Annotated in this window: 11 protein-coding genes; 7 read left to right on the top strand and 4 right to left on the bottom strand. The window is 70.5% G+C overall.

The genetic code is table 11. The features are described 5' to 3' along the window. Positions 1-112: 112 nt before the first annotated feature. From IVW53_10475 to IVW53_10490, 4 genes are all read right to left on the bottom strand, one after another. Positions 113-865 carry a helix-turn-helix transcriptional regulator gene (locus IVW53_10475; protein ID MBF6605994.1) on the bottom strand — a complete coding sequence of 251 codons (753 nt, stop codon included), beginning with the start codon at positions 863-865 and terminating at the stop codon, positions 113-115. 65 nt (positions 866-930) lie between these two features. Beyond that, a complete protein-coding gene (locus IVW53_10480; GenBank protein MBF6605995.1) occupies positions 931-1,299 on the bottom strand; it encodes a hypothetical protein in 369 nt (122 codons plus the stop codon). A gap of 16 nt (positions 1,300-1,315) precedes the next feature. Beyond that, positions 1,316-2,719, bottom strand: a complete 1,404-nt coding sequence (gene hydA / locus IVW53_10485; GenBank protein MBF6605996.1) for a dihydropyrimidinase — start codon at positions 2,717-2,719, stop codon at positions 1,316-1,318. Next, the gene (locus IVW53_10490; protein ID MBF6605997.1) at positions 2,716-3,171 is read right to left on the bottom strand and encodes a DUF3830 family protein; all 456 of its coding nucleotides are present in this window, start codon (positions 3,169-3,171) and stop codon (positions 2,716-2,718) included. Before IVW53_10490 ends, hydA begins: the two co-directional genes overlap by 4 nt. A gap of 29 nt (positions 3,172-3,200) precedes the next feature. On the opposite strand from IVW53_10490, the gene uraH reads away from it, so the two are divergent. The 7 genes from uraH (at position 3,201) to IVW53_10525 (ending at position 10,860) form a co-directional block, all read left to right on the top strand. Next, positions 3,201-3,530 (top strand): hydroxyisourate hydrolase, encoded by a 330-nt coding sequence (uraH, locus tag IVW53_10495; protein ID MBF6605998.1) that lies wholly within the window; start codon positions 3,201-3,203, stop codon positions 3,528-3,530. Further along, on the top strand, positions 3,530-4,114 hold the full coding sequence (locus IVW53_10500; GenBank protein MBF6605999.1) for a 2-oxo-4-hydroxy-4-carboxy-5-ureidoimidazoline decarboxylase: 585 nt from the start codon (positions 3,530-3,532) through the stop codon (positions 4,112-4,114). The genes uraH and IVW53_10500 overlap by 1 nt, the downstream gene beginning before the upstream one ends. Further along, the gene (gene pucL, locus IVW53_10505; protein MBF6606000.1) at positions 4,078-5,010 is read left to right on the top strand and encodes a urate oxidase; all 933 of its coding nucleotides are present in this window, start codon (positions 4,078-4,080) and stop codon (positions 5,008-5,010) included. The genes IVW53_10500 and pucL overlap by 37 nt, the downstream gene beginning before the upstream one ends. A gap of 69 nt (positions 5,011-5,079) precedes the next feature. After that, positions 5,080-6,345: a hypothetical protein gene (locus IVW53_10510; GenBank protein MBF6606001.1), complete on the top strand. Its 1,266-nt coding sequence runs from the start codon at positions 5,080-5,082 to the stop codon at positions 6,343-6,345. A 79-nt stretch (positions 6,346-6,424) separates the two neighbouring features. Beyond that, complete coding sequence (locus tag IVW53_10515) at positions 6,425-7,270, top strand: helix-turn-helix domain-containing protein (protein ID MBF6606002.1); 846 nt, start codon at positions 6,425-6,427, stop codon at positions 7,268-7,270. A gap of 276 nt (positions 7,271-7,546) precedes the next feature. Continuing rightward, positions 7,547-8,521 (top strand): Ku protein, encoded by a 975-nt coding sequence (locus tag IVW53_10520; protein ID MBF6606003.1) that lies wholly within the window; start codon positions 7,547-7,549, stop codon positions 8,519-8,521. An 83-nt stretch (positions 8,522-8,604) separates the two neighbouring features. Then, positions 8,605-10,860, top strand: a complete 2,256-nt coding sequence (locus IVW53_10525; GenBank protein ID MBF6606004.1) for an EAL domain-containing protein — start codon at positions 8,605-8,607, stop codon at positions 10,858-10,860. Positions 10,861-10,880: the final 20 nt, after the last annotated feature.

Genomic DNA, 10,880 nt, shown 5'->3' on the forward strand with positions numbered 1-10,880 from the left:
CGGCCCTCCCGCCTCGGCCCTCCCGCCTCGGCCCTCCCGCCTCGGCCCTCCCGCCATTTTTCTCATCCGCTCATGACCGGAACGTTGGGTACGCCCGCCGCCCGCGGAGGTCTCATCCGCTTACCTCAGGAACGCCCGAGGCGGATCTGGCCCGCGTAACCCGTCGGATGGCGCCGATCGGCTCACCAACGTTCCGCTGGTGAGCGCCTGAGAGAAACGTGAGCCCGGCGATCGGCCCGACCGGGTCGAGGAGCCACCGACTCATCGCGGGCCGAGCCGCCGGAAACGCGGCCCGCAGCACGGTCGAGTGCTCGGCGAGGCGCCGCCGGTTCGTCATCGTGCCGGCCATGACGACCCAGACTCCCACCGAAGCCGGCACCCACTGGCGGGCCTGCCCGATCGCTGGGGCCAGCCGTCGCCGCCGGTCCATCGTGGCCATCAGGTCATTGATGTCGACGAGCTCGGTCTTCAGCTCCACGATGAGGAGCGATCGCCGATCCGCATGCCACGCGAGCAGGTCGATCACCCCGCGTTCGCCGAACTGCGAGAAGGACACCTCGGGTTGCACCGTCCAGCCCGCGCGGTCGCGGAACGCGCGGGCGATCGCCTCGTGCATCGCCGCATGGCGCGCATTGACGACGCGTTCGAGGTCGCCGCCCCGCCAGCGCGGTACGAGATCGACCCGGATGTCGAGCGACGCGCAGACCGAGCGGAGCGTGTCAAGCGAGATCGACCCCACGTGCCCTCGTTCGGCCCGCGAGACCGTCGCGCGCGATACGCCGGCGGCCAGCGCCACGTCCTCCTGGCGCATCCGCCGCCGGATGCGGATCACTCGAATACTTGTCCCGACTCGGAGATCGTCCACGCCCTCGAGTCTGGAGCCCGTCGATCACCAGCCAGTCACCGGAGTCGCCCGGCCGGATGCCCGCGTTACCCTCGCGGGAGCGGTCGTTCCTCGAGCGGAACGTCCCAGTGGGCCTCGACCAGCTCGAAGCGCCGGGTCTCGTCGGCCTCGAAGCGCGCCTGGTCCGGGTAGAGCCGAGCCGCGATCTCGCCATCCGAGTGCTCCTCGATGGCGGCCCAGTCGCGGTACGTGATCGTGACAAGGAAGTTCCAATCGGCCCGCCCGTCACCGTGGAACCGCGGCCCGTACGCCCGAACGTCCGTGAACCGGCCTCGGGCGAGCTGCTCGCGGAGGATCGGCCAATGGTTGCGCTCGAAGAGATCGATGAACTCGTCGACGCGCCCCCAGCGGATCCGGTAGAAGTAGGCGACGGTGATGGGCTGCCCAGCGTTCATGACGACACGATCCTCCTCAGCTCACGATGGCCCGTTCGACGAAATGACCGAACCCGCGCTCACCGACGAAGGTCCCATCCCTGATCACGGCTCGGCCGCGGACGAACACCGAGCGGACCGCGCCGGCGACTGCGAGACCCTCGTACGGCGTGTAGTCGCTCGTGTGATGAAGATCCGCGGCGCGGATCGTGCGCCGCGCGGTCGGATCGAAGAGGACGAGGTCGGCGTCCCGTCCGGGTTCGATCGCGCCCTTCCGCGCGAGTCCGAACCGCCGGGCCGGCGTCGTCGCCAGCAGGTCGACCATCCGCTCGCGGGTGATCCTCCCGCGGGCGACGCCTTCGCTGTAGATGACCGTGAGCAGTGTCTCGATCCCGGGGGCGCCATTGCTGATCTCCGGGAACGGCGGAGCGGGAGTGCGTTTCTCGACGGCGAGCCGGTCCGGGACGTGGTCCGTCGCCACGATGTCGAGACTTCCGTCGGCGAGGCCGTCCCACAGAGCGTCGCGATCGGCCGGCGAGCGGAGCGGCGGCGAGATGACGTAGCGGATCGCCTCGGCGTCCGGAAGCTCGTATCGATCGGCGGTGAACGTCAGGTAGTGCGGGCAGGTCTCGGCCGATGCGCGGACGCCGGACGCCTTCGCGCGCCGGACCTCCTCGAGGGCGGCCGCGGACGAAAGATGAACGATGTGGATGGGCGCATCGGCCGCGCGGGCGAACTCGAGGGCCCGATGGGTGGCGACCGCTTCGGCCTCTGGTGATCGCGTAGTAGCGTGATAGCGCGATAGCACATCACCACGCTGAACCGCGGCTGCCACCGCGGCTTCGATGAGTACGGGATCCTCGCAGTGGACCTCGAGCATGCCGCCGGCCCGGCCGAGAGCGCCGAGGGCCTCGAGCAGGCGCCGGTCGTCGAGTCGGAAGTCGTAGACCATGAAAGCCTTCGCCGTCGGCACCCCGCCCGCGACGATCGCGGACAGCTCGCCGATCGGGTCCTCCATCCGGCCGCTCAGCGCGAGGCTCGGAGCAACGTCGATCGCCGCATCGCCTGCGGTCGCGGCTCGCCACTCGTTCATCCCGGCGACGAGCGATCGCTCGGCCGCCTCGGAGGAGCCGGTCTTCGGGTTGTTGAAGGCAAACATCGTCGTGGTCCCGCCGAACGCGGCCGCCACCGTGTCGCGGAAGAATCGATCGGGCTCGTCGTCCGAGGCGACCCGCGTGTGGGTGTGGACGTCGACGGTGCCCGGCAGCACGAGAAGACCTTCCGCATCGACAGGCTCGGCTCCGGACGCGCCTTCAGCCACCCGCGCGCCCTCCTCCGCGGTGAGGATGGCTTCGATCAGACCATCGGCGACGAGGAGATCCGCCCGCCGCGACCCGCTCGCCGTGACGACGGTGCCGCCCCGGATGAGGAGGTCGCTCACGCCTCGTCGATGACGATCGGTTGGGCCCCTTCCCACAGGCAGCGCCGGCCGACCTCACGGAGCCGCTCCGCCCAGCCATCGTCCGGAACGATCGTCGCGAAGTGATTCGCCGCGAGCTGGCCAACCTTCGAGCTCGTGGTGCACGCCCCATATGGGAAGAAGATCTCGCACTCGCTGATCCCGCCGGGGTACATCGCGAGCTGGCCCGGTGCAGGGTGCGACGTGTGGTTCTCGTAGTCGATCCCGGGCCGGAACTCGCCGTACGGGATCCATGTCGACTCGCCACTCCAGCGGCAGTGGATGAGCGATGTCGAGATCGGGAGCATCCGCCGGACCGCCTCGATCGTTCGGGGAGCCGCCGGCTCCCAGCGGGCCGTGAACCGGAGGTCGCCGACGCGGATGGAGAGGTTCGGCGGGTTCGGCGGGTTCGGCGGGTTCGACTGGTCGCCCATCGCCGCAGCATACCCGCTAGAGTGACCGGATGGCCGAGCCGACGATCTCCACCCACGTCCTCGACACCGGCCGTGGCCGACCGGCCGAGGGGATCGCGGTCACGCTCTACCGGCTCGAGCTCGACGGCCGGCCGGTCCGCCTGAGCCAGGCCCTCACCGATGCGGATGGCCGGGTATCCGACCTTCTCGGTCGGCCGCTCCAGGCGGGTGACTACCGGCTCCGGTTCGAGATTCCCGACACGGGCGAGACATTCTTCCGGACCATGGCGGTGGATTTCCGCGTCACGGACACGTCCCGGAGCTATCACGTGCCGCTCCTCGTCGCGCCGTTCTCGCTCGGCACGTATCGCGGCAGTTGATGGCGGCGACCGTGCGCGAGGCGGGCGGCTGCGCCCTCGACACGGCGAGCGAGGCCGGGTTCCGGGATGCCGTCGCGCCGCTCTTCGAGGGCGCCCCGCGGTTCCTCGTCCGGCTGGCGCTCGAGCGGCCGTTCGGGAGCAGTGCGGCGATGTTCGAGCGGGCTCGAGCGATCGCCCGATCGATGCCGGAGGTCGAGCAGCTCGAGCTCATCGACGCCCATCCGAGGCTCGGCGCGTCGCCGGACTCGGTGTCCGCGTCCTCGTTCGCCGAGCAGAGGTACGGCGAAGCGACGGTTCGGCCGCACGCCGAGCAGGCGCGGGTCGCGGCCGAGCAGGCCCGGGTCGCGGCCGAGCAGGCCCGGGTCGCGGCCGAGCTCGATCGCCTCAATGACGCCTACGAGGCGCGGTTCGGGTTCCGATACTGCGTGTTCGTCGCCGGACGACCGCGGGCGGCGCTCCTGCCCTCGATGGAGGCGGCGCTCGCGGCGGATCGGGCGGCGGAGATCACCCGTGCGCTCGACGCGGTCATCGACATCGCGGCGGATCGGTGGGAGAAACGGCACGGCGGCGGGAGGCGCTCGTGATCGAGCTCGGCGACAACCAGTACGGCAAGGAGGCGATCCGATTGGTCCGCGTGGTCCGCGGACCCGATCGCCATGTCGTCCGCGACGTGTCCGTGTCGATCGCGCTCGAGGGCGACTTCGCGACGTCCTACACCGATGGCGACAACGGCCTCGTCATCGCCACCGACACGATGAAGAACACCGTGTACGCGTTCGCCGCGGATGGGCTTGACGGACGAGACGGGTCCGACGGCTCGATCGAGGCGTTCGGGCGACGGCTGGCCGAACACTTCGCTGCGTACGCCCAGGTCAGGCGAGCGAGCGTCCGGCTGCGCGAGCATCGGTGGCTGCCGATCGGGGCGGGACAGAGACCGATCGAGACGGGCGACGGACCGTCGCCGGATGCGTTCGCCCGCGAAGGATCGTGGACGCGAGTCGCGACGATCGCGGCGGGCGGCGGCTCGACCGGCTCGACCACCGTCGAGGCCGGCATCGAGGATCTGTCGGTCATGAAGACCGCGAAGTCGTCGTTCGCCGGCTTCCCGCGCGACCGATACACCACCCTCGCCGAGACCGCCGACCGCATCATGGCGACCCGCGTGAGCGCCCGCTGGCGGTATTCGTCGGCGACGGTGGGGCGCGGCCTCGACTTCGATGCCGTGTTCGAGGCGGTCAGGGAGACATTCCTCGAGGTCTTCGCGGAGCACGACAGTCCGTCGGTCCAGGCGTCGATCTGGATCGTCGGCCGGGCGATCCTCGAGCGCCACCCGGAGCTTGAGGAGATCACGATGTCGATGCCGAACCTCCACCACTGGGCGGTCGACCTGCGGCCGTTCGGGCTCGAGAACCGGGGCGAGGTGTTCGTCGCGACGCGCGAGCCGTACGGGCTCATCGAGGCGACCGTCAGGCGGGGCTGAGCGGCGATCCTGGATCGCCCGTGCGGCTGTGCCACGCTAGGTGACACGGGCGCGGCCGAGGATCGCGCCATGGAAGCCCGCCTCGTCTCCCTCCCGACGCCGGCCGCAGCGCCGGCGACGATTGTCCGGCTCGAGGGTGACCGGATCGTCGTCGACCGCCTGACCCTCGTCGACCCCGCCCTCGCCGCGTTCGTCGCCGAGCGGCCGATGGACGATCGACCGGCACTCGTCGAACGAGCCCTGAAGATCGGGCTCGTGGCGCTGCAGGACGCCGGCGTCACCGTGAACGTCGACGTCGTCCGGCGTGAGTTCGAGGGCCTCCTCAAGCAGTCGGAGGCGGCGAATGAACGGGCCGCCCTCGCGCTGGAGCAGGCCTTGCGGACGAACTTCGCCGACGGCGACGGCCGCCTCCCGCGGACGCTCGAGCGGTTCCTCGGCGATCGCGGCCAGCTCCGGGTGTTCGTGAACGACCTCTTCGACGAGACCAAGCGCGACAGCGCGATCGGCCGGATCGGGACGCTCCTCGGGACCTACTTCGACGGCGATGCCTCGAAGCTGGCCCGGCTCATCGACCCGACCCGGCTCGGCTCGCCGATGTACCAGTTCCGGGAGGAGATCTCGGACGGGTTCGCCCAGCTCAACGAGCGCCTCACCGCGATCGAGGCGGCGGCGGCCGCGCGGGCGACCGAACGGGCGAGATCGGCCGCCAAGGGCGTCGACTTCGAGGATGTCATCGAGGCGATGCTGGGCGATCTCGCCCGGGCGAACGGCGACCTCCTCGATCGGACCGCGAACGAGGCGGGAGACGTCATCAAGAGCAAGAAGGGCGACTTCGTGCTCACGGTCAATGAAGCGCTCGCGAGGGGCGCGGACCTCCGCGTCGTCATCGAGGCCAAGGATCGAGCCATCTCGGGGCGGGCGATCCGAGACGAGCTCCGCGAGGCAAAGACGAACCGCTCGGCGGCGGTCGGCCTCGTCGTCTTCACGCCCGCGCACGCACCGACGGGCATCGCACCGTTCGACATCCGGGCGGGCGACGTCTACTGCGTCATCGACCCGGCGGCGCCCGAGATCACGACGCTCGAAGCCGCGGTGCGGCTCGCGCGGCTTCTCGCGGTCGCCACGCTCGTCGAGCGCGAAGTCGAGGTCGACGCCGCGGCTGTATCGGCGGCACTCGCGGGGATCCGGGAACAGCTCGAGACGATCAAGGCGCTGAAGAGCCAACTCACCTCGATCGGCAACGCGACGAAAGCGGTGTGGACCGGTCTCGACACGCTTCGCTCCGGCGTCCTCACCCGCGTTTCGGAAGCCGAAGCGGAGCTCCGCCACCGCTGACGCTTCGAGCGATCGCCGTCGGACGTCCGGCCGAACAGCTGGTGATCTACGGTGAAGGGCGCGTCGGCATCCTTGCCGCATGAACGATCCACGGTTCGGCGCCGCCCTTCGCGCCCTTCGGCGTCGCCGCCGCTGGCGGCAGGTCGACCTCGCTGCGGCCGCCGGGTCGAGCCAGCCGGTGATCTCCACGATCGAGGCGGGCCGTCTCGACGAGACGACGGTGGCGACGGTCCGAGCGGTCGCGGCCGCGCTCGACGCGACGATCATGATCGAGCTCCGCTGGCGGGGCGCCGCGCTCGATCGCCTCCTCGACGAGCGTCATGCGCAGCTGAACGGCCGGCTCGCGACGATGCTCGCCCGCAGTGGCTGGCGCGTCGAGCCGGAGGTGTCGTATTCGCGGTTCGGCGAGCGCGGATCGATCGATCTGCTCGCCTGGCATGAGCAGACTGCCGCGCTCCTCGTGATCGAGGTCAAGTCCGAGCTCGTTTCGGTCGAGGCGACGCTCCGCAAGCTCGACGAGAAGTTCCGGCTGGGACCGTCGATCGTCCGCGAGCGTGACGAACGGCGAGTCAGGACCGTCGGCCGCCTGCTCGCCCTGCCGTCCACCACGACGAGCCGGCGACATCTCGCCCGACACGCGGCGCTGATGGATCGCGCCCTGCCGGACCGTGGAACCGCCGTTCGAGCGTGGCTTCGGCGGCCGACCGGGCCGTTCGCCGGGGTCATCTTCGTGCCAGAGACGCCGGACGAGCGGGACGAGGAAGACAAGCCGGACCAGCCGGGCCAGCCCGCCAGGCCCCAGGGGGAGCCCGTCAAGCCGGACATGCCGAATATCCGCCCCTCCGATGCTACGCATGTCTCGCTCACGCCCCACCGAGTCCGAGTACCCGCGGGGACCCGTCCGCCGCGCCGAGCATCCGCCTGACCGATATCCGGATGGCGATCGGCCCGACGACGGCCCATCGCCGCGCCGAGCATCCGCCTGACCGATATCCGGATAGCGATCGGCCCGACGACGGCCCGCACCCGTGTCCGCCCGAGCCGAGGCCACAACCGAGCCGAAGCCACAACCGAGCCGAGGCCCAGAACCGAGCCGTCGCCCAGAACCGAGCCGAGGCCCCTTGCCACGATCACATTCCGCCGCTATCGTCACCGCCCCGGCCCCTCCTGGCATGAGGAGCCGAGCAGCAGAGGACGTCGAATGCCGCGCGCGATGTGGAAGGGGGCCATCCAGTTCGGGCTCGTGACCATCCCGGTCAAGCTCTACCTGGCCACCGAATCGAAGGGCATCAGCTTCAACCTGCTCCACGCGACGGACAAGTCGCGGATCCAGATGAAGACCTACTGTCCGGTCGACGACGAAGTCATCTCCCGTGGCGACACGATCCGCGGGTTCGAGTACGCGCCAGGCGAGTACGTCGTCGTGACCGATGAGGACCTCGAGCGCGTCCCGCTCAAGACGGTCCGCAGCATCGAGATCGAGCTCTTCACTCACGCGAGCCGGGACCAGGCGGCGATCCGCTTCGTCAAGAGCGCCTACTACCTCGAGCCGGACAAGATCGGCCAGAAGGCATTCGCACTCCTCCGGACGGTCCTCGCCGAGCTGGGCCTCACCGCGATCTGCAAGGTCGTCATCAAGGATCGGGAGGCCCTCGCCGCGCTCGATCCCTTCAACGAAACGATGCTGCTCTCGACCCTGCACTGGCCGGACGAGATCCGGGCGACCGGCGAGCTCGACCTCCCCGCCGCCGACGTCCAGTTCAAGCCGGCGGAGAAGGCGATGGCCGAGCAGCTCGTCGGGGCGATGACCGGCGAATTCCGAGCGGACGACTATCGCGACGAGTACCGCGAGGCGCTCATGGCGGTCATCGAGGAGAAGGTCGCCGGTCGCGAGGTGTCGGCGCCGACGGCCGCGCCGACGAGCAACCTCGTCGATCTCATGGCCGCACTCGAGGCAAGCGTCAATGCCGCGAAGGCGGCCCGGGCGACCGAAGCTCCGGTCTCGGTGGATGTCGCTCGCGCGGCCAAGGCCGGGTCGGAGCGGCGAGCCACCAGGGCGAAGAAGGCGACGGGCACGGTCGAGATCGCCGCGAGCCCGACCGCCGACACGCCCGAAACCGCCGACACGCCCGAAACCGCGGTGCCGGCCCCGGCCCGTCGCCGGAAGACCGCCTGACGAACGCCGCACCCGGGTCCGCCCCGGGCCACGACCTCTGTACTGTGTCGCGGGCGGCAGCGGTGCCGTAGCGTCCGGAGGCGATGGCTCCAGGTATCGTCCCGACTCGCCGCGCGGGCGCCACACGCCGCGCGGAGCCGCGACCGGCCGCCGAGCCGCGTGCCGCCGAGCCGCGACCGGCCGCCGAGCCCTCCGCCGTCGAAGCCGCCGACACGGCGTTCCTCGCCGCGGTCTTCGACACTGTCGCGGCACTTCTCATCGTCCTGGATCCGGATGGCCGCATCGTGCGCTTCAATCGCGCCTGCGAGCGGGCGACCGGCTGGTCCGCCGACGAGGTCCGCGGCGTCCCGTTCTGGGAGCTTCTCCTCCCCGCCGACCAGATCAGTGCGGTCCGCGCGGCGTTCGAGGAGCTGATCCGCGGGACTGAGCTCGGTACGCACGAGAACCACTGGCTCACCCGCACCGGCGGCCGGCGCCTCATCTCATGGACGAACACGACGATCGTCCGGGATGGCGCGGTGGCCTACATCATCGGTACCGGGATCGACATCACGGAACGCCGCCGCACGGACGAGGCGATGCGAGCGATCGAGGCCGTCGGCGACGTCCTCGCGACGGAGGGTCCGTCGCCGTCTGCCCTTCGCCAGGTGGTCGACCATCTCGCGGACCGCTTCGGCTACAAGCTCGTCTCGATCTACCTCGCCGAGGCGGGCCGGCTTCACCTCGCCAGCCAGAAGGGCTATGGCGATCCGATCGTCTGGTACGACGAGGGTCGCGGCGTCATCGGGCGGGCGCTTCGCGAGCGTGGCGCACAGCTCGTGCAGGATGTGACCGTCGACCCCGACTACATCGCCCTCGACCCGACGACCCGGAGCGAGATCTGCGTTCCCCTCATCGCCGGCGACGAGCTCCTCGGCATCGTCAACGTCGAACGGCCCGGCGAGGACGGCCAGCTCGACGAGCGCGACCTGCGCCTGCTCCAGTCCGTCGCCGACCGGGTGGCGAGCGCCGTCGCCCTCGGTCGCAAACGGATCCTCCTCGAGGTCCAGGCGTTCCACGACAGTCTCACGGGCCTCGCCAACCGGGCCCTCTTCATCGACAGGACGGATCACGCGATCGCCGTCAGAAGCCGTGCCGGGGGCCAGCCGGTGGCGGTCATCTTCCTCGATCTCGACGATTTCAAGACGGTCAATGACGGGATGGGTCACGCCGCCGGCGACGAGCTGCTCGTCCAGGTCGCCCGGCGCATGGCCGATGCACTCCGGCCGAGTGACACGATCGCCCGGCTCGGCGGCGACGAGTTCGCGATCCTCCTCGAGGATGTCGGCTCGGTCCGTGACGCCCTCGATGCGGCGGACCGCATCACCGCCAGCCTGCGCGCGCCGTTCAGCGTCGCCGGGCATCTGGTCAGCGTCCTCGCCAGCGCCGGCGTTGCCCTCGGGTCCACCTCGGCGGCAGACCTGCTCCGCGACGCGGACCTCGCGATGTACTGCGCGAAGCGCGATGGCAAGGATCGATCGGCCGCCTTCGAGCCGGCGATGCGCGAGGCGGCCATCGCCCGCCTCGACCTCGAACGGGAGCTCCGCCTCTCGATCCCGCACGGCGACTTCCGCCTCCTCTACCAGCCCGTCGTGGATCTGGGGACGGGCCGGACGGTCGCAGTGGAAGCTCTCGTCCGGTGGGCGCATCCGACTCGAGGCCTCCTCCGTCCGGACGCCTTCATGGCCGCAGCGGAGGAAACGGGGCTCATCGTGCCGCTCGGACGACGGGTCATCCAGGACGCCTGCCGTCAGGCGCGATCCTGGTCTGAGCGCGGCTGGGCACCCCTGCCGGTGAGCGTCAACCTGTCGGTCCGCCAGGTCGCCGATCCCGACCTCGTCGCCGACCTCCGGCGGGCCATCGCGGAGGCCGGGATCGACGCGCGATGGCTTTCCGTGGAGGTGACCGAGAGCATCCTCATGGGCAACGTCCCCCGCGCGGTCGAGACCCTCGCCGAGATCCGTTCCCTGGGCATGCGCGTCGCCCTCGACGACTTCGGGACCGGATACTCAGCCCTCGCCTACATCAAGGATCTGCCGGTCGACATCATCAAGGTCGATCGTTCGTTCGTGGCCGGCGTGGACAGGGCGCCGGACCGGGCCGCGATCGTCGAGACGATCCTCCGGCTCGGCCGGCTCCTCGGGCTCACGACCATCGCCGAGGGCGTGGAAACGGAGGCTGAGCGGAGGACGGTGCGCGAGCTCGGGGCCGACCTTGCCCAGGGATACCTGTTCAGCCGGCCGCTCTCGGCGGAGGACCTTGAGCGCTATCTCATGCGCGACGAGGCACCGGCGGCCTGACGAGGGCTCCCGGGTGAGCC

The organism is Chloroflexota bacterium (genome assembly GCA_015478725.1).
In the GTDB taxonomy this organism is placed as follows: domain Bacteria; phylum Chloroflexota; class Limnocylindria; order Limnocylindrales; family CSP1-4; genus C-114.